This is a genomic window from Streptomyces bauhiniae, from assembly GCF_004784475.1.
In the GTDB taxonomy this organism is placed as follows: Bacteria; Actinomycetota; Actinomycetes; order Streptomycetales; family Streptomycetaceae; genus Streptomyces; species Streptomyces seoulensis.
This window is the reverse complement of record NZ_SRRT01000004.1, coordinates 73,930-98,791: the sequence shown is the minus strand read 5'-3', so window position 1 is coordinate 98,791 and position 24,862 is coordinate 73,930. Positions and strand designations below refer to the sequence as shown.

The window sequence follows — 24,862 nt, the reverse complement described above, 5'->3', positions numbered from 1 at the left end:
TTGTGAGCGACGCGACTCGGCGTGATCTCACACAGGGTGCTCGTCCGGGTGCATTAAGTGGTGGACCCCTGCCGACCTGGCGGGAATGCCGACCAAGCCCCCGCCCGTTGACGTGGATATGACTCAGGACACGACGCAGGACGCACTGCTGGCGCTGCTCTCCGAGGGGCACGGCGGGGTGCTCGTCACGCTCAAGCGCGACGGCCGCCCCCAGATGTCCAACGTCGCCCACGCCTACGACCCGGACGAGCGGATCGTCCGGATCTCGGTCACCGACGACCGCGCCAAGACCCGCAACCTGCGCCGGGACCCGCGCGCCTCGTACTACGTCACCAGCGCCGACCGCTGGGCGTACACCGTCGCCGAGGGCACGGCCGAGCTGAGCCCGGTCGCCGCCGACCCGCACGACGAGACGGTGGAGGAGCTGGTGCGGCTCTACCGCGAGGTGCTGGGCGAACACGACGACTGGGACGACTACCGCGCGTCCATGGTCCGCGACAAGCGCCTGGTGGTCCGCCTGCACGTGGACCGGGCGTACGGCGTGCCGAAGCGCTAGCGCGTCAGGTACGCCAGCACCATGTCGGCGAGCATCGTGCGGTAGTGCTCGCGGCGGGCGGGGGCGGCGAGGTCGCGGTCGAAGAGGGCGCCGAAGGTGTGGCGGCCGGCGACCCGGTAGAAGCAGAACGCGCTGATCATCGCGTGCAGGTCGACCGCGTCCACGTCGGCCTTGAACACCCCCTGCTCCCGTCCGGCGTCCAGGACACGGCGGAGGGTGTCCAGGCCGGGGGAGTCGATGCGGCCGGACCGGCGGGCGGTGGCGAGGTGTCCGCCGCCGTGGATGTTCTCGATGCCGACCAGGCGGACCAGGTCCGGGTGGCGCTCGTGGTGGTCGAAGGTGACCTCGGCCAGGCGGCGGACGGCGGCGGCCGGGTCCAGGTGCTCCAGGTCCAGCAGTTCCTCTACCTCGTGCAGCGCGCCGTAGGCCCGCTCCAGCACGGCCGCGAAGAGCTGCTTCTTGCCGCCGAAGTAGTAGTAGATCATCCGCTTGGTGGTGCGGGTGCGGGCCGCTATCTCCTCCACCCGGGCGCCGTCGTACCCGGCGCGGGCGAACTCGCGGGTCGCCGCGTCGAGGATGTCGGACCGGGTACGGGCGGCGTCCGGTAACCGCCGCGCGGGGTCCACCGGTTCGTCGACGCTGCTCATCCGGTGATTGTAGGAGCCCGGCCCGCCGGGCATGCGAACGGCCCGGAGCAGCCGGCAGGTCGCTCCGGGCCGTGACGCCGCTCAGGGCAGCCGGTTCCACTCCGCGATCACGGGGCGGCCGTGCTCGGTGGAGAGGCGGCTGACCGTGCCGGTGGCCAGCTGGAACAGCCGTCCCTCGCCGGCCGGCAGGCCCAGCCTGCGGGCGGTCAGCACCCGCAGCACATGGCCGTGCGCGACGAGCAGCACATCACCGTTGTCCGCGTCCAGCGCCTTCTCCACGCGGGCCAGCACCCGGTCGACGCGCGCCCCGATCTGCTCGGGCGACTCGCCGGGATGCCCCTCGGGGCCGGGCACCGCGCCGTCGGTCCACAGGTCCCAGCCGGGCCGGGTGCGGTGGATGTCGACGGTGGTGATGCCCTCGTAGCCGCCGTAGTCCCACTCGCGCAGGTCCGGCTCCGGCTCGGCGTCGGTCACGCCCGCCAGTTCGGCGGTGCGCCGGGCCCGGCCCAGCGGGCTGGTCAGGGTGAGGGCGAAGTTCCGGCCGGCGAGGAGCGGGGTCAGCGAACGCGCCTGCTCCTCGCCGTGCTCGGTGAGGGGCAGATCGGTCCAGCTGGTGTGCTGGCCCGACCTGCTCCACTCCGTCTCGCCGTGGCGGACCAGCAGGAGGTCCCCCACGGCGGGTCAGCCCTTCTTCTCGACGGCATGGCCGCCGAACTGGTTGCGCAGCGCGGCGATCATCTTCATCTGCGGCGAGTCGTCCTGACGGGAGGCGAAGCGCGCGAACAGCGAGGCGGTGATGGCCGGGAGCGGCACCGCGTTGTCGATGGCGGCCTCGACGGTCCACCGGCCCTCGCCGGAGTCCTCGGCGTAGCCGCGCAAGCCGTCCAGGTGCTCGTCGTCGTCCAGGGCGTTGACCGCGAGGTCGAGCAGCCAGGAACGGATGACCGTGCCCTCCTGCCAGGAGCGGAAGATCTCGCGGACGTTGTCCACCGAGTTCGCCTTCTCCAGCAGCTCCCAGCCCTCGGCGTACGCCTGCATCATGGCGTACTCGATGCCGTTGTGGACCATCTTGGAGAAGTGCCCGGCGCCGACGCGGCCCGCGTGGACGTAGCCGTAGGGGCCGTCGGGCTTGAGGGCGTCGAAGATGGGCTGGAGGCGGTCGACGTTCTCCTTGTCGCCGCCGACCATCAGGGCGTAGCCGTTCTCCAGGCCCCAGACACCGCCGGAGACGCCCGCGTCCACGAAGCCGATGCCCTTGATGGCCAGCTCGGCGGCGTGCTTCTCGTCGTCCGTCCAGCGGGAGTTGCCGCCGTCCACGACGACGTCGCCGGGGGAGAGGAGGTCCTTCAGCTCGTCGATGACGACCTGGGTGGCGGTGCCGGCCGGGACCATGACCCAGATGGTGCGCGGCGCGTCCAGCTTCTCGACCAGTTCGGCGAGGTCCTTGGCGTCGGTCAGTTCCGGGTTGCGGTCGTAGCCGATGACCTGGTGGCCCGCGCGGCGGATGCGCTCGCGCATGTTGCCGCCCATCTTGCCGAGGCCGATGAGTCCGAGCTGCATGTCAGTTCACTTCCTTGAGGGAGCGGTAGGCGGCGACGAGGGCCGTGGTGGAGGGGTCGAGGCCGGGCACCTGGGCGCCTTCGGTGAGCGCGGGTTCGATGCGCTTGGCCAGGACCTTGCCCAGCTCGACGCCCCACTGGTCGAAGGAGTCGATGTTCCAGACCGCGCCCTGGACGAACACCTTGTGCTCGTAGAGGGCGATGAGCTGGCCGAGCACGGAGGGAGTGAGCTCGGGGGCCAGGATCGTGGTGGTGGGGTGGTTGCCGCGGAAGGTGCGGTGGGCCACCTGCGCCTCGGCGACGCCCTCCTCGCGGACCTCTTCCTCGGTCTTGCCGAAGGCGAGGGCCTGGGTCTGGGCGAAGAAGTTGGCCATCAACAGGTCGTGCTGGGCCTTGAGTTCCTCGCTCAGCTCGTCCACCGGACGCGCGAACCCGATGAAGTCCGCCGGGATCAGCTTCGTCCCCTGATGGATCAACTGGTAGTACGCGTGCTGCCCGTTGGTACCCGGCGTACCCCACACCACCGGCCCCGTCTGCCACTCCACCGGAGTGCCGTCCTTCTGCACGGACTTGCCGTTGGACTCCATGTCCAACTGCTGCAAGTACGCCGTGAACTTGGACAGATAGTGGCTGTACGGCAGCACCGCATGCGACTGCGCGTCGAAGAAGTTCCCGTACCAGATCCCCAGCAGGCCCAGCAGCAGCGGCGCGTTCTCCTCCGCCGGAGCGGTACGGAAGTGCTCGTCCACGGTGTGGAAACCGTCCAGCAGCTCCCGGAACCTGTCCGGACCGATCGCGATCATCAGCGACAGGCCGATCGCCGAGTCGAAGGAGTACCGGCCGCCGACCCAGTCCCAGAACTCGAACATGTTGTCCGCGTCGATACCGAACCCGGTGACCTTCTCCGCGTTCGTCGACAACGCCACGAAATGCTTCGCCACAGCCTTGTCGTCACCGAGCGCGTCCAGCAGCCAGGTACGGGCCGACGTCGCGTTGGTGATCGTCTCGATCGTCGTGAACGTCTTCGACGCCACGATGAACAGCGTCTCCGCCGGGTCCAGATCACGGACCGCCTCGTGGAGGTCCGCGCCGTCCACGTTCGACACGAACCGCACCGTCAGGCCACGGTCGGTGAACGGGCGCAGCGCCTCGAACGCCATCGCCGGACCCAGGTCCGAGCCACCGATACCGACGTTGACGATGTTCCGGATGCGCTTGCCGGTGTGACCCGTCCACTCACCCGAGCGGACCCGGTCGGCGAAACCGGCCATCTTGTCCAGCACCGCGTGCACGGCCGGGACCACGTTCTCCCCGTCGACCTCGACCACCGCGTCCCGAGGGGCACGCAGCGCGGTGTGCAGCACCGCACGGTCCTCGGTCGTGTTGATCCGCTCACCCCGGAACATCGCGTCCCGCTGCCCGAACACATCGGTGGCGACGGCGAGTTCCTGGAGCAGGGCCAGGGTCTCGTCGGAGACCTGGTGCTTGCTGTAGTCGATGTGCAGGTCGCCCACCCGGACGACATAGCGCTCGGCCCGGCCGGGGTCGGCCGCGAACAGCTCGCGCAGGTGCGGCTGACCGCCGGCGCGGTGGTCGGCCAGGGCCGTCCACTCGGGGCGCCGGGTGAGCTTGGGGGTGTCTGACGATACGTCGGACATCAGGCGTTCTCCTTGGGTGCCTCGCCGGTCAGGGCGATGGCGTACATCTCGTCCGCGTCGAGGCGGCGCAGCTCCTCGGCGATCAGCTCCGAGGTCGGGCGGACCTTCAGGGCCAGGGTGCGCGACGGCTGGCCCGGCAGGGTCAGCGTGGCGAGGGGGCCCTCGGGGCGGTCGATGACGATCTCGCCCTCGTCGGTGCCGAGGCGCACGGCGGTGACCACCGGGCCCTCGGAGACGACGCGGTCCACCTTGACGTGCAGCCGGGCCTCCAGCCAGCGCGCGAGCAGCTCGGCGCTGGGGTTGTCCGCCTCCGCCTCCACGGCGGCCGAGGTCACCTTGACCCGCGCCTGGTCCAGCGCGGCCGCGAGCATCGAGCGCCACGGGGTGAGCCGGGTCCAGGCCAGGTCGGTGTCGCCCGGCGCGTAGGTGCGGGCACGGGTGTCCAGCACCTCCAGCGGGTTGTCCACCGCGTACAGGTCGGTGATCCGGCGCTGGGCGAGCGCGCCCAGGGAGTCCTTGGCGGGGGCCTCGGGGGCGTCCACCGGCCACCAGACGACCACGGGGGCGTCGGGCAGCAGCAGCGGCAGCACCACGGAACCCGCGTGGTCGGACACCTCGCCGTAGGTGCGCAGCACGACCGTCTCACCCGCGCCGGCCTCGGAGCCGACCCGGACCTCGGCGTCGAGCCGGGAGGTGGTGCGGTCGCGCAGGCGGGCGTGGCGCTTGATGACGACCAGGGTGCGCGAGGGGTGCTCGTGCGAGGCTTCCTCGGCCGCCTTGATGGCGTCGTAGGCGTTCTCCTCGTCCGTGACGATGACCATCGTCAGGACCATGCCCACAGCCGGGGTGCCGATGGCGCGGCGGCCCTCCACCAACGCCTTGTTGATCTTGCTTGCCGTGGTGTCGGTCAGGTCGATCTTCATGGCCTGCGCCAGCTCCGTCCGTCTCGTGCGAGCATCTCGTCCGCTTCCTCGGGTCCCCAGCTTCCGGACGCGTACTGCGCCGGAGTGCCGTGCTCGTTCCAGTAGCGCTCGATCGGGTCGAGGATCTTCCAGGACTCTTCCACTTCCTGGGTGCGCGGGAACAGGTTGGCGTCGCCGAGCAGCACATCGAGGATGAGCCGCTCGTACGCCTCGGGGCTGGACTCGGTGAAGGACTCGCCGTAGGCGAAGTCCATCGACACGTCCCGGATCTCCATGGAGGTGCCGGGCACCTTGGAGCCGAAGCGGACGGTCATGCCCTCGTCCGGCTGGACGCGGATGACGATCGCGTTCTGGCCCAGCTCCTCCGTGGCGGTGGAGTCGAAGGGAGAGTGCGGGGCGCGCTTGAACACGACCGCGATCTCGGTGACCCGGCGGCCCAGCCGCTTGCCGGTGCGCAGGTAGAACGGCACACCCGCCCAGCGGCGGTTGTCGATCTCCAGCTTCAGGGCCGCGTACGTGTCGGTCTTCGACTTGGGGTCGATGCCGTCCTCGTCGAGGTAGCCGACGACCTTCTCGCCGCCCTGCCAGCCGGTGGCGTACTGGCCGCGCACGGTGTGCTCGCCCAGCTCGTCCGGGAGGCGGACCGACTTCAGGACCTTCAGCTTCTCGGTGAGCAGCGAGTCCGCGTCGAACGCGATCGGCTCCTCCATGGCGGTGAGCGCCATGAGCTGGAGCAGGTGGTTCTGGATCACGTCGCGGGCGGCGCCGATGCCGTCGTAGTAGCCCGCGCGGCCGCCGATGCCGATGTCCTCGGCCATCGTGATCTGCACGTGGTCCACGTAGGAGCGGTTCCAGATGGGCTCGTACATCTGGTTGGCGAAGCGGAGCGCCATGATGTTCTGGACGGTCTCCTTGCCCAGGTAGTGGTCGATCCGGAACACCTGGTCCGGCTCGAACACCTCGTGCACGACCTTGTTCAGCTCGTGCGCGCTCTCCAGGTCGTGGCCGAACGGCTTCTCGATGACCGCGCGGCGCCAGGAGCCCTCGGGGGCGTCCGCCAGACCGTGCTTCTTGAGCTGCCGGACGACCTTCGGGAAGAACTTCGGCGGCACCGAGAGGTAGTACGCGAAGTTGCCGCCGGTGCCGCGGGAGGCGTCCAGCTCGTCGACGGCCTCCTTGAGCTGGTCGAAGGCGGTGTCGTCGTCGAAGTCGCCGGGGATGAAGCGCATGCCCTCGGCGAGCTGCTGCCAGACCTCCTCGCGGAACGGCGTACGGGCGTGCTCCTTGACCGCGTCGTGGACGACCTGCGCGAAGTCCTGGTCCTCCCAGTCGCGGCGGGCGAAGCCCACCAGGGAGAAGCCCGGCGGCAGCAGACCGCGGTTGGCGAGGTCGTAGACGGCCGGCATCAGCTTCTTGCGGGAGAGGTCACCCGTGACGCCGAAGATGACCAGGCCGGACGGGCCCGCGATACGGGGCAGCCGGCGGTCCTGGGGGTCGCGCAGCGGGTTGTCCCACTCGGCGGCCGGCGTGACCGGGACCTGGATGTCCTCGGCCTCGCGGACCGCGGCGGGCTTCGCCTTGGTCCGCGTCCTGCGCGCCTTGGGCTCCGCCTCGGCGGCGGCCGGCTTCGGCTCCGCCTCGGGCTCGGCCTTCGGCTCGGCCTTGGTGGCCGCCGCCTTCGGCTCGCCTGACTTGCTCGTCATTACGCGTCCACTCCCTTGCTCGTCAGGGACTCGGTCACGGCGCCCAGCAGCTCCAGCCAGGCCGCCTCGAACTTGGCGACGGCCTCGTCCTCGAGCTGCTGGACGACCTCGTCGTAGGAGATGCCCAGCTTCTCCACGGCGGCGAGGTCGGCGCGGGCCTGCTCGTAGCGGCCGGTCACCGTGTCGCCGGTGATGTCACCGTGGTCGGCGGTGGCCTTGAGCGTGCCCTCGGGCATGGTGTTGACGGTGCCGGGGGCGACCAGCTCGTCCACGTACAGGGTGTCCTTGTACGCCGGGTCCTTCACCCCGGTGGAGGCCCACAGCGGGCGCTGCTTGTTGGCGGCGGCGGAGGTGAGCGCCTGCCAGCGGGCGGAGGAGAAGACATCCTCGTACGCCTCGTAGGCCAGACGGGCGTTGGCGAGGGCCGCGCGGCCCTTCAGGCCGAGGGCCTCGTCGGTGCCGATCGCGGTCAGGCGCTTGTCGATCTCGGAGTCCACGCGGGACACGAAGAAGGACGCCACCGAGTGGATCGTGGCGAGGTCCAGACCGCGCTCCCTGGCCTTCTCCAGGCCCGCCAGGTAGGCGTCCATGACGGCGCGGTAGCGCTCCAGGGAGAAGATCAGGGTCACGTTGACGCTGATGCCCAGGCCGATGACCTCGGTGATCGCCGGGAGGCCCGCCTCGGTGGCCGGGATCTTGATCATCACGTTGGGGCGGTCGACCAGCCAGAACAGCTGCTTGGCCTCGGCGACCGTGGCGAGGGTGTTGTGGGCCAGACGGGGGTCGACCTCGATGGAGACCCGGCCGTCCCGGCCCTCGGTGGCGTCGTACACCCCGCGCAGCACGTCGGCCGCGTCCCGCACGTCGGCGGTCGTCATCATGCGTACGGCCTCGTCGACCGTGACACCGCGCTCGGCGAGGTCGGTGAGCTGCTCCTCGTAACCCTCGCCGGAGCCGATGGCGGCCTGGAAGATCGACGGGTTGGTGGTGACGCCGACGACGCCGCCGTCCGTCACGAGGGCGGCCAGGTCGCCCGAGGTGATCCGCTTGCGCGACAGGTCGTCCAGCCACACCGACACGCCCTCGTCGGCGAGACGCTTGAGGGCTCCGGGGGTGCTGATTGCTTCGGTCACAGTGCTCATCTTTCTTCGTCGCGTAATTCTGTGTCGCGGGGGATCAGGCGCGCGCGGCGGCCAGCGAGGCGCGGGCGGCGGCGGCGACGTTCTCGGGGGTGAAGCCGTACTCGGCGAACAGGGCGTTCGCGTCGGCGGAGGCGCCGAAGTGCTCCAGGGAGACGATGCGGCCGGCGTCACCCACATAGCGGTACCAGGTCAGGCCGATGCCCGCCTCGACGGAGACGCGGGCCTTCACGGCGGCCGGCAGGACGCTCTCGCGGTAGGCGGCCGGCTGCTGGTCGAACCACTCCACGCACGGCATGGACACCACGCGCGTACCGGTGCCCTCGGCCTCCAGGGCGTCCCGGGCGGCCATGGCGAGCTGGACCTCGGAGCCGGTCGCCATGATGATCACCTCCGGGACCTCGGTCGAGGAGTCGGCGAGCACGTAGCCGCCCTTGGCCGCGTCCTCGTTCGGAGCGTACGTCGGTACGCCCTGACGGGTGAGGGCGAGACCGTGCGGGGCCGGCTCGGTGGCGTGCCGCTTCAGGATCTCGGCCCAGGCGATCGCGGTCTCGTTGGCGTCCGCCGGGCGGACCACGTTCAGGCCCGGGATCGCGCGCAGCGAGGCCAGGTGCTCGACCGGCTGGTGGGTCGGGCCGTCCTCGCCGAGGCCGATGGAGTCGTGGGTCCACACATAGGTGACCGGCAGCTGCATCAGGGCCGACATACGGACGGCGTTGCGCATGTAGTCGGAGAACACCAGGAAGGTGCCGCCGTAGATGCGGGTGTTGCCGTGCAGCGCGATGCCGTTCATCTCCGCGGCCATGGAGAACTCACGGATACCGAAGTGGACGGTACGGCCGTACGGGTTCGCCTCGGGCAGCGGGTTGCCCTTGGGCAGGAAGGAGCTGGTCTTGTCGATCGTGGTGTTGTTGGAGCCGGCGAGGTCGGCCGAGCCGCCCCACAGCTCCGGCAGCACCGGGCCGAGCGCCTGGAGGACCTTGCCGGACGCGGCACGGGTGGCGACGGACTTGCCCTCCTCGAACACCGGGAGCGCGTTCTGCCAGCCCTCGGGCAGCTCGCCCTTGGAGACGCGGTCGAACAGCTCGGCGCGCTCGGGCTGGGCGGTGCGCCACTCGGCGATCCGCTTGTCCCAGGCGGCGTGCGCCTCGGCACCCCGGTCCAGGGCGCGGCGGGCGTGGCGCAGCACCTCGTCGGAGACCTCGAAGGTCTGCTCCGGGTCGAAGCCGAGGACGCGCTTGGTGGCCGCGATCTCCTCGTCGCCCAGGGCCGAGCCGTGGGACGCCTCGGTGTTCTGCGCGGTCGGGGCGGGCCAGGCGATGATCGTGCGCATGGCGATGATGGAGGGGCGGCCGGTCTCGGCCTTGGCGGCCTCCAGCGCGGCGTGCAGCGCGGGGACGTCCACGTCGCCGTCGGCGGTGGGCTCGATGCGCTGGGTGTGCCAGCCGTACGCCTCGTACCGCTTGAGGACGTCCTCGGACAGGGCGGTCGCGGTGTCGCCCTCGATGGAGATGTGGTTGTCGTCGTAGAGGAAGACGAGGTTGCCGAGCTTCTGGTGGCCGGCCAGCGAGGACGCCTCGGCGGAGACGCCCTCCTCCAGGTCGCCGTCGGAGACGATCGCCCAGATGGTGTGGTCGAAGGGGGAGGTGCCCTCGGGGGCCTCCGGGTCGAAGAGACCACGCTCGTAGCGGGCGGCCATCGCCATGCCCACCGCGTTGGCGGCACCCTGGCCGAGCGGGCCGGTGGTGGTCTCCACACCGGCGGTGTGCCCGTACTCGGGGTGGCCGGGGGTCTTGGAGCCCTGGGTGCGGAACGCCTTGAGGTCGTCCAGCTCCAGCTCGTACCCGGCGAGGAAGAGCTGGGTGTAGAGGGTCAGCGAGGTGTGACCGGGGGAGAGGACGAAGCGGTCACGGCCGGTCCACTCCGGGTCGGCCGGGTCGTGCTTCATCACCTTCTGAAAGATCGTGTACGCGGCAGGCGCGAGGCTCATCGCGGTGCCGGGGTGGCCGTTGCCGACCTTCTGCACCGCATCGGCCGCGAGAAGCCGGGCCGTGTCGACGGCGCGGCGGTCGAGATCGGTCCACTCGAAGCTCTCGGGTGTCTGCGTGCTCATCTTCAAGAAGTCCTCTTCAGAAGCAGGGATGCTGATCAAACGCGTTCAAACTTAAAAGTCTGACTTTTTCGCGGAAAGGTCGGGGTGTGTCAGCCTGTGGTGAATCTGGGACACCGATCGCTTGATAGGAACGGCAAATCGAACATGGCGGACAGATCGCCTCTAGGTGTGGGTCGCGGCACGGACGGTGACGGGATCAGGACCTTCCCCTTCCCGACCGAGCTGGCCGTGGGCGGTGTCGGCATGCAGGTCGGCGCCATGGGTGAGGACCGCACCTGGCATGCGGATGCCCCGCTGGACCGGGTCCACCGCATCGACTTCCACGTGGTGATGCTGTTCACCGAGGGCCCGGTCCGGCACATGATCGACTTCGCCGAGTACGAGGCCGGCGCGGGCGACGTGCTCTGGATTCGTCCCGGCCAGGTGCACCGGTTCTCCCGCACCGACCGGTACCGGGGCACCGTGCTGACCATGCAGCCCGGCTTCCTGCCCCGCTCCACCGTCGAGGCGACCGGCCTCTACCGCTACGACCTGCCCCCGCTGCTGCACCCCGGCCCCGCCCAGCGCACCGCGCTACGGGACTCCCTCGCCCAGCTCGGCCGGGAGTACGAGGACACCGCGACCCTGCCGCTCAGCCTGCACACGGCCGTCCTGCGGCACAGCCTCACCGCGTTCCTGCTCCGCCTCGCCCACCTCGCGGCCAGCTCCGCCGAGGCCAACCGGAGCCAGGCGGACACCACCTTCACCCTGTTCCGGGACGCGGTGGAGCGCGGCTTCCACTCCAACCACAGCGTCAACGCCTACGCCGACGCGCTCGGTTACTCCCGCCGCACCCTCGTCCGCGCGGTCCGCGCCGCCACCGGACAGACCCCCAAGGGCTTCATCGACAAACGCGTCATCCTGGAGGCCAAGCGCCTCCTCGCCCACACCGACATGCCCATCGGCCGGGTCGGCGCGGCGATCGGCTTCCCGGACGCGGCCAACTTCTCCAAGTTCTTCCATCTGCACACCGGGGTCACGCCCGTCGGGTTCCGGGCCGAGCTGAGCTGAGCCTCCGGGCACTGTGCCCCGAGATGGACGACGGCGGCGCCGGACCTCATGGCCCGGCGCCGCCGCTGTCGTCGGTTTTCGTCAGTGCGCGAAGCTGAACCAGTTCACGTTCACGAAGTCGGCCGGCTGGCCGCTGCTGAAGGTGAGGTAGACGTCGTGGGTGCCGGTGACGGAGCTGATGTTGGCCGGGATGGTCTGCCAGTTCTGCCAGCCGCCGGTGCCGGAGAGGGCGAAGCTGCCGATGGGGGAGTTGGAGCGGCTGTCGAGCCGTACCTCGACCAGGCCGCCCACCCCGGACGCCGCCCCACTGGCCACCCGGGCCTTGAACTGCTTGGCGGGCGTCGAGCCGAAGTTGACGCCCTTGTACTGCGCCCAGTCCCCGCCTGAGACGTAGCTGAGGTTCTGGCCGCCGCCGGTGTCCGTGGTGGTCTCGGTGTTCAGGCCGGACTGGCTGTCGAAGGACTCGGCCTGGATGGTGCCGTAGGCATCGCGGTTGCCGGTGGGCGGGGGAGTGGTGCCGCCGCCGCTGCCGGACTGGAGCACCTGGACGTAGTCCACGGTCATCGGGTGGCCCGGCTCGGTGTCGGCGTAGGGTCCGCCGCCGAAGGCGCCCGGGAAGCCGCCGCCCATCGCCACGTTGAGGATGAGGAAGTAGCCGTGCTTCGTGGCGTTGTTCCAGGTCGTCGCGTCGAACTGGTTCGCCCGCACGGTGTGCAGGTTGACCCCGTCGACGTAGAAGCGGATCTCCTCGACGGAGGTCGAGCGGTCCCACTCCATCGCGTAGGTGTGGAACGCGGACTGGCAGGTACTGCCGGGGCAGGCCACGGAATTGCCCACGCCCGTGGTCTCGTTGCACGGGCCGCCCGGGTTGGTGCCGCAGTGGAACGTCGACCAGACGGTGTTCAGACCCTGGACGTTCTCCATGATGTCCAGCTCGCCGACGCCCGGCCAGTTCTGGTAGTTGCCCCGGTACGGCGCCCCCAGCGCCCAGAACGCCGGCCAGTAGCCCTTGGCCGCCGCGCCGGTGACGTTCGGCATCTGGATGCGCGCCTCCACCCGCAGCTTGCCGCCGGCCGGGGGCTGGAAGTCGGTGCGGTTGGTCTCGATCCGGCCCGAGGTCCAGCGGCCGGAGGAGTCGCGGCGCGGGGTGATCTGGAGGTTGCCGTTGCCGTCGAGCGCGACGTTGCTGGTGCTGTTCGTCATCGTCTCGACCTCGCCGGTGCCCCAGTTCGCGGCACCGCCCGGATACGAAGTACCGGTGTCGTACTGCCAGTTGGCGGTGTTGACACCGGAGCCCGCCGAGCCGTTGAAGTCGTCAAGGAACACCTGGGTCCAGCCGGACGGCGGCGCCGGGGCCGACGCGTCGGCGGGCGCGACACCGGCCACCGCGGCCGCTGCGGCGAGCCCCAGCGTGCCGAGGGCGGCGACCAGCGCCCGCCGGACAGAACGCCGGCGTCTGCCGCCGGCCGGGGAGGTACCGGAGGTTTCACTCATGGGGGTGCCTTCCGGGGTACGGGATGAGGTGCGGGGCCCCCGCGAGGCTGTTGAGAGCGCTCTCAGGGTGCGCACAATGTGCTCCCCGCGCCTGCGGGCGTCAAGGGTTGAAGCAGGGAAAGTCCGTACCAAGGACGGGAGTTCATTGCCCGAAGGCGTGCGTACCGGTGCGGATCGCGTGCTCAGCAGGACTTGGCCGGGGTGATCTTCCGGACCTCCGCCCCGCGTACGACGACCTGGCGTTCGGTGCCGCCCGTGGTGCGGATCAGCGTGACCTTGTCCCGCTGGTACGACACCAGCTCACCGCAGAGCGGGCCGGCCGGGGTGGTCACCTTGACCAGATCGGCCGCCGGTTCCTCCGTCCTGGTCCAGGAGACGAACAGGGCGCCGACGACCAGGGCCACCCCGAGGGCCAGCGCGACCGCGCTGACGTACACGGCCCGCCGTACCCGGCCGATCTCCTTCAGCGTCCACTCGCGCAGCGCCTGCCCGCCCAGCCTGACCCGCTCGCCGGGCCGGCCGAAGGACGCGCGCACCGCGAACAGCGAACCGGCCAGAAGCAGCAGAAAGGCCCCGACCAGCAGCCATACGGCCACCGTCCGCCAGGGTGCCTCCAGCGCGGACAGATCGTCGCGGCCCTTCAGCGCGGTGACGACCGTGACCAGGGCGGTCAGGCCGAGGAGGCCGTTGCGCCAGCCCTCGGCCTGCTTGCGGAGCACGTCGAGCTGGCTGAACTCCAGCTCGCGGGCCAGCTCCGCCCACCTGCGGTCCGTGCCCGCGCTCATGTCCCGCTCCCCGAGGCGGGCTTGATCCGCCAGTACGCTCCGCAGCCCACGAAGAGGGCACCCTCCGGCAGCTCCGGGTGGCCGAACCCGCACTCGCAGTACAGCACTTCGTCCGCGACCACCGCCGATCGCTTCTCCGGGGTCAGCGGCTTGTCCCGCTTCCACGGCATGCCCTTCGAGCCGACGACACCGAGGGGGAACTCCGTCCTGCTGGTGCCTTGGCAGCGGGGGCAGGGGCCGGTCACGACAACCGTGCTCGACACCGAGGTGAGTCGGAACTCGCTCTCCTCCCTTACGCCGAGGTCGAGTTGGGCGTAGGTCAGGTCGAGGTCGTGCGCGGTCATGGGGCGGGCTCCTCCTCCGGCCGGGGTGCGTCGCCGTCCTTCGGGACGCGCAGGCCGAACATCGGTGCGTACAGGGCGAGTCGGTCCATGACCCAGGTGGTGTCGGTGTCGAGTTCGCGTGCCAGGGCGGCGATCCGCTCCGGTGGCACGGTGCCGGAGACGGCGGGGGCGCGGCCGTTGAGTCCCTCGCTCAGCAGGATCAGGTCCTGCCAGCGGGGGAGTTCGTCGGGGGCCTCGGGGGCGTCGACCACGATGCCGAGCGGTTCGTAGCGGCGGAGGCGGTCGTAGACCTCGCGGACCCGGCGGCCGGCGCGGGCGGCCACGGCGACGATCTCGAAGGGGGTGAGGGTGGGGGACTGGCGGGGCTCCTGGCCGGTCATGCCTTCGGAGAGGGCGAGGATCTCGTACCGGTCCGGCTTGACGTGGTGGACGAGCTGTCGCTCCTCGTCGGTCAACTCCGGTACTGGGGAGCCGAGTACGCGGTAGGGAGCGAGGCGGTCCAGTGCGTCGCCGATGGTCAGGAGGGAGCGGAGCGCGTACTGGGCGATGCGGAGCGGGGACAGCGTGTTCCAGTCGGCCCGGATGGTGTCGGCACTGTCGAGCTGGACGATGTCGGTGAGCAGTTCGGCGTCGGCTTCGGCGGGGGTGAGTGCCAGTGCCTCCGGGGGCAGGGCGGGCGGCTGCTTGCCGAGGCGGGGCGCGTGCCTGGCGAGCCGCTCGTGACTGTCCCGGAGTGACTCCCCAAGGGCACCCGCCGTGTAGACCAGCATCGCCGCCGTCCACGGCACGGTCGGGTCCAGGCTGCCGATGAGCACGGCCATCCGGTCACGTGGGGAGAGATCCACCCAGTACCGCAGCGGCTCCAGGTCCTCGGGCACCTCCATGCCGAACATGGCCAGCCGTCGCACCCGCTCGACGAAGCGGTGCCACGGCTCGAAGTCCTGCTCGGAACCGAGGCCGCGGAAGGCGCCGCCGGGCGCGTAGCACAGCGCCAGCAGGTCCAGCGGTACCGAACGGGTGGGCAGAGTGGCCCCGTTGTCCCCGTCGACGGTGAGTAGCTTCAGGTCGGCACGGGCGAGCGCGGGCAACGCGTCGATCTGCTCAGGGAGTTCGGGCAGCAGCCCGGCGGACGGTCCGGCGAGCCCGCCCACCGAACGCAGCACCTCCTCGACCGTGGTCTCCCGGCTCGCCGCCAGCGCCAGCAGGGACTGGAGGCTCGGGTCGGGCATGCCGTTCTCCGGCTCCCAGAAGGTGCGGAAGAGTCCCCACTGCCTGTCGCTGGGCGCGGCCGGGAGCAACTGGTCCTCGGTGGGCAGCCGGTACCCGTACCGCTCCCACGGCCGCAACTGCTCCAGCACCTCGGCGCTGGTCGTACCGAGCCGGTCGGCGAGGCGGGCGATGTGCACGGGGAGCACCTCGGCGGGCAGCGCCCGGTCGGAGTAGATGTGCCGGTTCTCCGTCCAGCCCCCCAGCAGCTCTGCCTCCCGGACCGTGGCCCGGTGGTGCAGCAGCGAGACGGGAATCCCGGGAACGACGAGACCGAGGGGCCGGTAGCGGGAGGCCCGCTTCAGCAGGGTGTCGATGCGCGCCTCCCTGGCCGCGGAGAGGGAGAGCAGAGCCCCGAGCGCGGGTTGCCGCTCGGCCCGGCCGGGCTCGGCCCAGGCGTTCATCCAGTCGATCAGATCGAGGTCCACCGGCTCGGGGACGAAGTCCAGCGCGGTGGTGCCGTCGGGCGGAACCGCCGGTACGCCCACCTCCGGCGTCAGCAGCGCGAACCGGCGCAGGCCGCGCAGCACATGGGCCACGGTCTGCTTGGTACGCAGAGCGTGCACCACGAGACTGCGGGCCGAGCCGGCCGCGTCGTCCAGCAGCGCGTTGTCGCCGGGACGGGGTACGGGGTGCCCGCCCAGGTCCTTGGGCACGGGGGAGTCGTCCCCCTCCGGATCAGCGGCCGGTACCGCTCCTTGGTCACGCAGTACCGCCCGGCGCCATGCCTTGGCGAACTGGTTCGTGCTGCTCGTGCCGTCCTGGACGCGACGCGGCAGCAGCGCCCGGTCGCCCGGGAACCATCCCACCGCGTCGAGCGCCACCGGAGGCCGCTGATACTCGGCCTCCCGGAACACGGGCAGCGTCAGCCCCCTGCCCGCCAGCCGCTCCGCGACCGCCCTCGCCAGCCCCACGTCCTGGTTCTCCAACTGCCACAGCCACTCCAGGTCGAGCCCCTCCCACCCCGGCAGATCGTCGGCGGCCGCGCGGACCTGTTCGCCGGCCCACTCGCGGTCCCACTCCAGCAGGCTGTTGCGGTTGACGCTGAGCTTGGGGACGTGGGGGCCGGACAGGTTGACGACGTACCCGAAGGGCGTGGCGGAGGTGACGATGCCGTCCGAGAGCACCGCGCCGTTGCCCGACACCCACCAGACCGGCCCGCGCGCGTTCAGCGGCTCGGCCGGGGCGGGCTCGTCCTCCGGGGCGGGGTGGTGGAGCCGGTCGGGCTCACGGACGAGCGGTTCGCGGCCGTCCTCCTCCAGCGTCAACCGGTACTCGCTGAGCCGTACCTGATGGTTCATCACCTTAAGGACGGAGAGCGGCTCGTCGTCCGGCTCGGGCTCGCTGAGCATCAGCCGGACGCGGGTGCCGCCCTCGCGCATGGGGTCGGGGTCGTTGTCGCTGTAGGGGCGGATGCGGAACAGGCCGCTGCTGCTGGAGATGTCGACCACCAGCGCCTGCCCGGCCGTGGTGCCGTTCGCGCGGACCTCGCGGGTCACCAGGGACACCTCGTCGGCGATCATGAAGTAGCTGAGCACCCCGATCCCGAACCGGCTGTACGGGTGGAGCCGCAGCTCCGGGTCCTCCGCCAGCCAGCGGGCCTGCTCCTGGCGGAAGGCGCGGGTCTGGGAGAAGCGGCGCCCGGCCCGGCTGAAGGTGTGCTCCAGCACCGACCGGCTCATCCCGACGCCGTTGTCCCGGCACTCGATGAAGGCGCGGCCGGGCCGTCCGTCCGCCGTGGTCTCCCGGCCCTGGGTGATCCGGATCTCGCCCCGCCACGGATGCGGTTCACGGTCGCGGCGGCCGAGGTACTCCCACCGCATCGCCCGGTACCGGCAGGCGTCGGCGGCGTTCTGGTACAGCTCCCGCACCGCCAGCGAGCGGTCCCCGTACAACTGGTGGCCCATGAGGAGTTCGCGGATCTCGTCCTGGGCCAGGGTGAAGCGGAGCAGCGGGACGCTGTAGACGCGGTCCTCGGAGTTCTGCTGACGTGCGGCCTGGAGATCGCGGGCGGTGACCCGGCCGGGCAGCCCGGCCAGCAGGTCACCGGGCTGCCGGTGCCGTGCGGAGGCCAGGGCCCGCAGCACTTCGTCGGCGCGGTGTGTGACGTCCACCAGGCTTTCGTGCAGAGCGGGGTGGCGGCACACCATGTTGAGGTGCAGCCCGTCGTCCTCACGGGTCCACTCCAGCTCCTGCTGGAGGTCGTGCACCACATCTCCGGGCACGATGGGGTCCGCGACGCCCACATGGTCGGGGAGCACATCGGGGAACAGCCGTACATCGGCGGCCAGCAGTCCGGCGAGGCGCAACTGCCCGAGCAGGCCCCACCAGTGGACGGTACCGGGGCCCTCGCTCGTGGTCAGGGCGGACGGCGAGCTGCCCAGCAGATCGTTGTACGGAGCGGAGTCCAGCGGGTCGTGGGCGAGGAAGCGCACCGCGGCCACCAACTGCCACCGGAGCTGCTCGGCCTTGTGCGCAAGCTCGGGGCCCAGCAGGGCCCTGGCCAGGTGCTCGGCGAGTTCCACCCCGCCCGGATCGGGCTTCTCGACCATCTGCTCGGCCACCCAGCGGTGCGCCAGCCAGGCGGCGAGCGCCCGGTACTCCGCGTCCTCGCCGCGCCGCTGGTGCCCGCGCGCCTTGCGCAGGAGCTGCGGGTGGCTCTCGTGGATGTTGCGCAGCTCGGCGCGCATCATCGGGGTCGGCCCGTCGGTGTCCCGGGGGTCCTGGTCCAGGTCCCAGGGGTCTGTTTCCGCGAGGCGGCTCAGCTTGTGCGCCCACATCGCCTCCCGCAGGAACGGCAGCCCCGCCAGCAGCCCCTTCTCCAGCGGCGACCGGTCCTGGCCGGGCGGGAGGAGCGCGGGCACGACCCGGCGCAGTACGCGCTCGGGGAGCCCGGAGTCCTGCCACGGGTCGGTGAATCGGGCGCGGTCCCTGAGCACGGATGCGGCACACCGGTGCGCGAACTCGGCGATCCGGTCGCGCATCGCGGAGTCCGGCCCCTCCTCGCCCACCAGCGCGGTCCAGATGCCCGCCTTCCGTACGGCCTCGGACCAGCGCAGCGGGATGTCCGTGCCGTCGCACAGCTCGGGGAAACCCCCGAGGCCCTCGTCGTGCGGGGCCGGACTGCTCACCGGCGTCTGCTGGTGGCCGCCGTGCCGGTGGGCCAGGGCGGTGGTGCGGGCCCGGGCGCGGTGGAACACCGCCTCCACGGTGCGTTCCGGGGTGAGCGGGTCCAGCGCCTCGGCCAGCGCCCGCGTGAAGTGGCTGCCCTCCGGGCCGTAGTGGCACCGCTGGCCCTTGGCGCAGCCGACGAGCAGCGCCAGCCGCCGGGAGGGGGCGTGCACGGTGGCCGCGCCGAAGCCGTCCCCGTCCTCCTCGGGCTGGCCGTCCCGGCAGGCGTCCACGACGAGGACGACGGACTCGGCCCGGCACCCGGTCAGATAGCGCGACACGTCCAGCCGCAGCAGCGAATCGCGCTGGCCTTCGGTCCATCGGCCACCCGGCTCGGGCGCGCGGGCACTGGCCGGCACCAGATAGTCCCGGCCGTCCAGATGAACGCCGTGGCCGGTGAAGTACACCAGCAGCAGATCGCAGTCCCGCCGGGCGGCCGCCTCCAGCGCGGAGGTGATGGCGCCCTTGTCCACCGGGCGTTCCCCGCCGGGGCGGAGCGTCGTCACGCCGTACCCGGAGGCGGTCAACTGCTCGGTCAGGGTGTCGAGATCCTTCGTCACCACGTCCGTGAGGGAGGCGAACCTCCGCTGGGCTTCCGGCGTTTCACCGACGCCGATGAGCAGCGCATGTCGTCTGACCGTCATCAGCGGGAGGTTAGCGTTCTTCGCCACGGTGGGGGAGTGTTTGCGTGGATCACGGCAACCGATCGGCCCTGCGGCCCCGCGTGCCATGATCGGAGCAGGCGTGCCGAAAGGGTGAGACATGAGGCTGACGATTCTGGGGGGCGGCGGGTTCCGGGTGCCGCTCGTGTACGGCGCGCTGCTGGGCGACCGGGGCGAGGGGCGGGTGACCGAGGTCGTCCTGCACGATGTGGACGCCGGGCGGCTGGACGCCGTGACGCGGGTGCTGGCCGAGCAGGCGGACGGGGTGCCGGACGCGCCCGCCGTCCGGGCGACCACCGAGCTGGACGACGCGCTGCGCGGGGCCGGGTTCGTGTTCTCCGCGATCCGGGTCGGCGGGCTGCGCGGGCGGGCCGAGGACGAGCGGGTGGCGCTGGCCGAAGGGGTGCTCGGGCAGGAGACCGTGGGCGCGGGGGGCATCGCGTACGGGCTGCGGACCGTGCCCGTCGCCGCCGACATCGCCCGGCGGGTGGCCCGGCTGGCGCCCGGTGCCTGGGTCATCAACTTCACCAACCCGGCCGGACTGGTCACCGAGGCCATGTCCCGGTACCTCGGCGACCGGGTCATCGGCATCTGCGACTCCCCGGTGGGCCTCGGCCGCCGCGTCGCCCGCGCCCTCGGCGCCGACCCGAACGAGGCGTTCGTCGACTACGTCGGCCTCAACCACCTCGGCTGGGTACGCGGTCTGCGCGTCGCCGGCCGTGACGAACTCCCGCGCCTGCTGGCCGACTTGGACCGCCTCGGCTCCTTCGAGGAGGGGCGGCTGTTCGGCCCGGAGTGGCTGCGCTCCCTCGGCGCGATCCCCAACGAGTACCTGCACTACTACTACTTCAACCGCGAGACCGTACGCGCCTACCAGGAGGCCGAGCAGACCCGCGGCGCCTTCCTGCGCGACCAGCAGTCCCGGTTCTACACCGACGCGCTGCGCCCCGGCGGGTCGGCGCTGCGGGCCTGGGAGGACACTCGCGCCGAGCGCGAGGCGACGTACATGGCGGAGAACCGGGAGAGCGCCGGGGCCGGCGAGCGCGAGGAGGAGGATCTGTCGGGCGGCTACGAGCAGGTGGCGCTCGCGCTGATGCGGGCCATCGCCCGCGACGAGCGCACCACGCTGATCCTCAACGTCCGCAACCGTTCCACGCTCGCCGCGCTGGACGCCGATGCGGTGATCGAGGTGCCCTGCCTGGTCGGCGCGGACGGCGCGCATCCGCTGGCCACGGACCCGCTGCCGGGACACGCCACCGGTCTGGTCTGCTCGGTCAAGGCGGTGGAGCGGGAGGTGTTGTCCGCCGCCGAGTCGGGTTCGCGGGAAACAGCCGTGAAGGCGTTCGCGCTGCATCCGCTTGTTGACTCGGTCAACGTGGCCCGCAGGCTGGTCGACGGTTACACCGCCGCACACCCGGAGCTGGCGTATCTGAAGTGAACACAGGTGAGGGGCCGCTCCGCCGAGCGGCCCTTCACGCTGGTCGTACGAGGCTCAGCCGGTGAAGCCGGCCGTGATCGAGGTGAACTGCCAGGTGCTCTGGTTGATCCCGGAGCAGTTGCTCACCACGCCCCCGCCGGCACAGGGCCGGTCCCGGTTGACCGCCCAGTAGGCGAGCCGGGCGATGTGATGCGAGTTGCTCCAGTCGCGGATCTTCGTCCAGATTTCAGGAGTCGTGTTCTCCTGCTGGTCGGAGAGACCGTTCATGCCGGAGATGCCGATGTGCGCGTACGCGGTCGCGTCGTCCCACCCGAAGGTCGACTTCAGCTTGGCCTTCAGGCCCTCGGCCGCGTTCACCGTGTTGCCGTACATGTCCGAGCCGCCGCCGAAGTCGAACGGCATGATCGTGAACACGTCGATGTCGGCGCCGATCGACTTGGCCTGCTCGATGAGCCGGTTGCCGTAGTAGGTCGGGCCGGTGGTCGTGGTGCCGAAGGTGACGATGGTCTTCAGACCGGGGTTGTTCGCCTTGACCGTCTTCAGCGCGGTGAGGATCTTCGCCTGCACGGCCTCGTTCTCGAACTCGTCCGTGTTCTCGATGTCCATGTCGATCGATTTCAGCGAGTAGGCGTCGATCACCTTCTGGATCGCCCCCGCCAGCGCGCTCGCCGAGGAGCAGTTGGCGCCGAGCTTGCTGCCCTGCCAGCCGCCGAACGACGGCACGATGTCACCGCCCGCCGACCGGATCTGGTTGATCGCGGTCTGGTCCACCCCGCCGGTCAGCGGCCTGCTGCCGTCCCAGGAGGGGTTGCAGCCGCCGGAGTCCAGCACGAACGCCATGGTGAACCACTTCACCCCGGTCGCGTTCATCACCGTCGCCGGGTTCGGCGGGTCGCCCCACCCCTCGTACAGATACGGCGCCGCCTGCTTGAAGCCGGTGCCGCCGCCCGAGCCCGCGTTCGTGGTCACCGAGACCGAGTTGGAGGCGCCGGAGGTGTTCCCCGCCGCGTCCCGCGCCTTCACGGTGAAGGTGTACGCGGTGCTCGGCGAGAGCCCGCTGACCGTGGCCGAGGTGCCGGAGACGCTGAGCACCTGGTTGGAGCCGCTGTAGATGTCGTACGCGGTGACACCCACGTTGTCGGTGGCCGCGTTCCACTTCAGCGAGACGCTGTTGGCGGTCTTGCCGGTCGAGGTCAGTCCGCCCGGCGTGCTCGGCGCCTGGGTGTCACCACTGCCCCCGCCGCCCGGCCCGTCCAGGCTGATGTCGTCCGCCTGGTAGGAGCCCTGCGCGTACCAGCCGTGCACGTACACGGTCGCGCTGGTCTGCGAGGCGCCGGTGGTGAAGGAGACGGTGAGCTGGCTGTACGCCGAGGGGGAGGAGGTCCAGGTCGAGGCGCCGCCGTCCACCCCGAGGTAGACGTACGAGCCGCGGACCCAGCCGCTGAGGGTGTACGCGGTGTTCGGCTTCACCGCGACGGTCTGCGCGCACTGCGCGGTGTCGCTCGAACTGACCGCGCCCTGAAGGGCCTTGGAGCCGCCGTGCACGGGGGAGGAGACGACCGAGCCGAGGTTGCCGGCACAGGTCCACGGTGACAGGCCGCCCGACTCGAAGCCGGGGTTGGTGAGCACGTTGGCCGCCTCGGCGGTGCCCGGCAGGGCGACGGCCCCGCCGAGGGCCAGGGCGGCGGTGCCGACCAGGGCGAGAAGCCGGCGTCTGGGACGCCCGAGAAGGTGTCGCACGCGATCTCCCTGATGGTATGGGGACGTTCGGGAGTGCACCGGGGTGCGGGAAGTGCGGAACGAGCCTGCGGAGAGTGCGGGGAGTGCGCCCCCCAAAGTGGTATGGACCAATCCAACTGTCAAGGGACAGCACGGGATTGGTCCATACCGGGATGGTGACGGGGAACAACGGACGGGGCGCTACAGCGGAAGCGCGGCTCCGGCTCCCGCCGCCGCGGCGGCCGGTGCGGCGAGCGGGGCGGCGGGCGCGGGCAGGCACACCGCAGCCCCCTCGGAGTCCTCGGGCTCCTGCTCGGTGAGGGTCGACGGGCCCAGCGGACGCGGCCCGGAGACCACTGCGTAGTCCTGCCCCAGGAACGGCGGCTCCACCCTGCCGGGGTCCTCACCCAACGCCAACTGCACGGCGGCCCAAGGGGCGTTGACCCCGCACAGCGAGAGCTGGTGCAGCCCGCCCGCCGCGCGGGTGTTGACGTCCAGCAGCACCGGCCGGTCGCCCAGCATGCGGAACTGGATGTTGGACAGGTAGTGCAGCCCGAAACCCTCCGCGATCAGCCGGGCCGGCTCCAGCCAGCGCTCGTCCAGGGTGAAGCCACGCCGCCGGCCGTTCTTGGTGCGGCCCACCATCAGCCGGACCCGGTTGTCCGGACCGGTCAGGCAGTCCACCGACACCTCCGGCTGCTCCAGCCTCGGCATCACCATCAGGTCCACCGGCTCCTCGGCCTCCCGCAGCGCCGACACGGCCAGGTCGAGCTGCACGTACGGGCTCGGGAAGCCGCTGAGCTGCGCCAGTGAGAAGGGCGAGCGGGTGATCATCCGGAAGCCGACCCCGCCCGCACCGGAGGCGGGCTTGAAGCACGCCCGGTGTCCGTCCGCCTCCAACTCCTCGACCGCTGCCAGGAGTTCGTCCGCCGTGCGGACCCGGAACCACGGCGGCACCGGCACGCCCACCGAGCGGACCGCCTCGTACGCGGTCACCTTGTCCTCGAACACCGCCACCGCCTGAGGCGTCGGCGCCAGCAGGGCCGTACCCGCCGCGGCGAAGTCGGCTCGGTGCGCCACGATCGCCGACTGGTGCAGCCGGGGCACGAAGACATCGATGCCACGCCGGGCGCACTGGTCGAGCGCGTACTCGACGTACCCGGCCGGGGACAGCCCCTCCGGCTCCAGCGCGGCGGTGTCGGCGGCGGCCAGCACGGGGGAGTCCGGGTCGCCGTGCGTCGCGTGGATCTCCACCGCGCGGTCGCTCGGGTTTCTCCGGAGCTGATCCATGAAGAACACGTTCTCCGCGTACGTGCGGTTGAGCCAGACGCGTACGCGAGAGACCATGCGGGGCCGCCTTTCGGGGGTTTTCGGGCAGGACTGAGCGGTCCGCGCCCGGACAGGAGGAAGGAAGGGTCACCAAACCGCCCTGGGAAAAGGGGCGTTGGGCGGTGAGTGATGGGGCGATCATACGGCCTGCGCCCAGTGGTGCGTGCAACGCGCGTGTTACGGATTCGCCGGGCGCGTCGGCCCCGGAGGAGGGCCGCTCTTGCCCGTGCCCCGGCGATGTGCTGTCGTGGTGCCGCGCCGCACTGTCGTGGGAGGTCGGGTACCCGGTGATCGAGGAGCTGCTGCCGGACACGGTGGTCGCCGTGGAGTCGTACGGCGTCCCCGACGACGACCCGGACACCGCGCTCTTCCCCGAGGAACGGGCGCTGGTGGACCGCGCGGTCGCCAAGCGGCGCCTGGAATTCACCTCGGCGCGGGTCTGCGCCCGGCGCGCGATGGAGAAGCTCGGCCGGGCGCCCGCCGCCGTGCCGGCCGGCGAGCGCGGCGCGCCCGTCTGGCCGGACGGCCTGCTCGGCAGCATGACCCACTGCGACGGCTACCGGTGCGCGGCCCTGGCCCGCACGGGTGACCTGGCCTCGCTTGGCATCGACGCCGAGACGCACGAACCGCTGCCCGAGGGCGTCCTCGACTCCGTCTCCCTGCCCGCCGAACGCGACCGGCAGCGCGCCCTGGCCGCCGCCCACCCCGGTGTGCACTTCGACAGGCTGCTGTTCAGCGCCAAGGAGTCCGTGTACAAGGCGTGGTTCCCGCTGGCCCGCGCCTGGCTGGACTTCTCCGAGGCCGACATCGACCTGGTCCCCACCCACGCCGACCGCGGCACCTTCCACGCCCGGCTCCTCGTACCGGGCCCTCTGGTGGGCGGCGCCCGCCTGACCGGGTTCGACGGCCACTGGCTCACCGGCGACGGACTGGTCCTGACGGCGGTGACCGTACCGGCGCCCTAGGGACCTACGGGCACCAGGCGCGCAGCAGCTCGAAGAACTCGTCCTCGTTCCCCGTCAACCCCGCTCCGGCCAGCGCCCGTTCGGCCTCCGCCAGGACGCCCGGGGGCACCATGACCGGGGCCGCGTCCGGTGGGCCGTCCAGGGTGGCGCGCACGGTGTGCAGCAGCCGGAGATACGCCTGGACGGCGGTGCGCTCACGGTCGGTCAGTACGGCGGTCGGCATCGGTCGGCTCCCCGGTCGGCGGCACGGTTCACGCACGCTGGCGCCGCGCACCGCCCCTCGCGGCACGCAGGGTTCCAGCTTGCCGCCCCCCACTGACAACGCGTCGGCTCCGGGCCGC

Annotated in this window: 19 protein-coding genes; 4 read left to right on the top strand and 15 right to left on the bottom strand. The window is 71.4% G+C overall.

All coding sequences use genetic code 11. The annotated features are described in order from the left end of the window. The first annotated feature begins 118 nt into the window (after positions 1-118). Positions 119-556, top strand: a complete 438-nt coding sequence (locus tag E5083_RS14410; protein WP_135786083.1) for a PPOX class F420-dependent oxidoreductase — start codon at positions 119-121, stop codon at positions 554-556. Here the strand turns inward: E5083_RS14410 and E5083_RS14405 are convergent. The 8 genes from E5083_RS14405 to tkt all read right to left on the bottom strand — a co-directional run bounded on the left by E5083_RS14405 (position 553) and on the right by tkt (position 10,298). Then, entirely contained in the window at positions 553-1,203 is a 651-nt protein-coding gene (locus E5083_RS14405) for a TetR/AcrR family transcriptional regulator (RefSeq protein ID WP_135786082.1), read from the bottom strand. The two genes, E5083_RS14410 and E5083_RS14405, sit on opposite strands and share 4 nt — an antisense overlap. Before the next feature lie 81 nt (positions 1,204-1,284). Continuing rightward, positions 1,285-1,878: a histidine phosphatase family protein gene (locus E5083_RS14400; protein WP_135786081.1), complete on the bottom strand. Its 594-nt coding sequence runs from the start codon at positions 1,876-1,878 to the stop codon at positions 1,285-1,287. 6 nt (positions 1,879-1,884) lie between these two features. Continuing rightward, positions 1,885-2,763: a phosphogluconate dehydrogenase (NAD(+)-dependent, decarboxylating) gene (gene gnd / locus E5083_RS14395; RefSeq protein WP_135786080.1), complete on the bottom strand. Its 879-nt coding sequence runs from the start codon at positions 2,761-2,763 to the stop codon at positions 1,885-1,887. Position 2,764: 1 nt separating this feature from the next. Next, a complete protein-coding gene (gene pgi, locus E5083_RS14390) occupies positions 2,765-4,420 on the bottom strand; it encodes a glucose-6-phosphate isomerase (protein WP_135786079.1) in 1,656 nt (551 codons plus the stop codon). Beyond that, positions 4,420-5,343, bottom strand: coding sequence for a glucose-6-phosphate dehydrogenase assembly protein OpcA (gene opcA, locus E5083_RS14385; RefSeq protein ID WP_135786078.1), 924 nt, complete (start codon positions 5,341-5,343; stop codon positions 4,420-4,422). The genes pgi and opcA overlap by 1 nt, the downstream gene beginning before the upstream one ends. Continuing rightward, a complete protein-coding gene (zwf, locus tag E5083_RS14380) occupies positions 5,340-7,046 on the bottom strand; it encodes a glucose-6-phosphate dehydrogenase (protein WP_208754051.1) in 1,707 nt (568 codons plus the stop codon). Before zwf ends, opcA begins: the two co-directional genes overlap by 4 nt. Next, positions 7,046-8,188 (bottom strand): transaldolase, encoded by a 1,143-nt coding sequence (gene tal, locus E5083_RS14375; RefSeq protein WP_135786077.1) that lies wholly within the window; start codon positions 8,186-8,188, stop codon positions 7,046-7,048. Before tal ends, zwf begins: the two co-directional genes overlap by 1 nt. Positions 8,189-8,222: 34 nt before the next feature. After that, positions 8,223-10,298 carry a transketolase gene (tkt, locus tag E5083_RS14370; RefSeq protein ID WP_135786076.1) on the bottom strand — a complete coding sequence of 692 codons (2,076 nt, stop codon included), beginning with the start codon at positions 10,296-10,298 and terminating at the stop codon, positions 8,223-8,225. Positions 10,299-10,442: 144 nt separating this feature from the next. On the opposite strand from tkt, the gene E5083_RS14365 reads away from it, so the two are divergent. Next, a complete protein-coding gene (locus tag E5083_RS14365; RefSeq protein WP_135786075.1) occupies positions 10,443-11,348 on the top strand; it encodes a helix-turn-helix domain-containing protein in 906 nt (301 codons plus the stop codon). Between the two features lie 81 nt (positions 11,349-11,429). On the opposite strand, the gene E5083_RS14360 is transcribed toward E5083_RS14365, so the two are convergent. The 4 genes from E5083_RS14360 to E5083_RS14345 form a co-directional block, all read right to left on the bottom strand. Further along, positions 11,430-12,842 carry a glycoside hydrolase family 16 protein gene (locus E5083_RS14360; RefSeq protein WP_135786074.1) on the bottom strand — a complete coding sequence of 471 codons (1,413 nt, stop codon included), beginning with the start codon at positions 12,840-12,842 and terminating at the stop codon, positions 11,430-11,432. A 182-nt stretch (positions 12,843-13,024) separates the two neighbouring features. Then, positions 13,025-13,627, bottom strand: a complete 603-nt coding sequence (locus tag E5083_RS14355) for a hypothetical protein (protein ID WP_135786073.1) — start codon at positions 13,625-13,627, stop codon at positions 13,025-13,027. Further along, positions 13,624-13,971, bottom strand: a complete 348-nt coding sequence (locus tag E5083_RS14350; protein WP_135786072.1) for a hypothetical protein — start codon at positions 13,969-13,971, stop codon at positions 13,624-13,626. The genes E5083_RS14355 and E5083_RS14350 overlap by 4 nt, the downstream gene beginning before the upstream one ends. Further along, positions 13,968-19,079 carry a wHTH domain-containing protein gene (locus E5083_RS14345; RefSeq protein WP_167513544.1) on the bottom strand — a complete coding sequence of 1,704 codons (5,112 nt, stop codon included), beginning with the start codon at positions 19,077-19,079 and terminating at the stop codon, positions 13,968-13,970. The genes E5083_RS14350 and E5083_RS14345 overlap by 4 nt, the downstream gene beginning before the upstream one ends. A 91-nt stretch (positions 19,080-19,170) precedes the next feature. Here E5083_RS14345 and E5083_RS14340 point away from each other — a divergent pair, with 91 nt between their 5' ends. Next, on the top strand, positions 19,171-20,508 hold the full coding sequence (locus E5083_RS14340) for a 6-phospho-beta-glucosidase (RefSeq protein WP_135786070.1): 1,338 nt from the start codon (positions 19,171-19,173) through the stop codon (positions 20,506-20,508). 54 nt (positions 20,509-20,562) lie between these two features. Here E5083_RS14340 and E5083_RS14335 read toward each other — a convergent pair whose 3' ends face one another. Both E5083_RS14335 and E5083_RS14330 read right to left on the bottom strand, forming a co-directional pair. After that, positions 20,563-22,248: a carbohydrate binding domain-containing protein gene (locus E5083_RS14335; RefSeq protein ID WP_135786069.1), complete on the bottom strand. Its 1,686-nt coding sequence runs from the start codon at positions 22,246-22,248 to the stop codon at positions 20,563-20,565. Between the two features lie 180 nt (positions 22,249-22,428). Beyond that, the gene (locus E5083_RS14330) at positions 22,429-23,574 is read right to left on the bottom strand and encodes an ATP-grasp domain-containing protein (protein WP_135786068.1); all 1,146 of its coding nucleotides are present in this window, start codon (positions 23,572-23,574) and stop codon (positions 22,429-22,431) included. A gap of 269 nt (positions 23,575-23,843) precedes the next feature. Between E5083_RS14330 and E5083_RS14325 the strand changes: the two genes are divergently transcribed. Then, positions 23,844-24,521 carry a 4'-phosphopantetheinyl transferase family protein gene (locus E5083_RS14325; protein WP_135786067.1) on the top strand — a complete coding sequence of 226 codons (678 nt, stop codon included), beginning with the start codon at positions 23,844-23,846 and terminating at the stop codon, positions 24,519-24,521. Between the two features lie 4 nt (positions 24,522-24,525). On the opposite strand, the gene E5083_RS14320 is transcribed toward E5083_RS14325, so the two are convergent. Continuing rightward, entirely contained in the window at positions 24,526-24,744 is a 219-nt protein-coding gene (locus tag E5083_RS14320) for a hypothetical protein (protein ID WP_135786066.1), read from the bottom strand. Positions 24,745-24,862 lie beyond the last annotated feature (118 nt).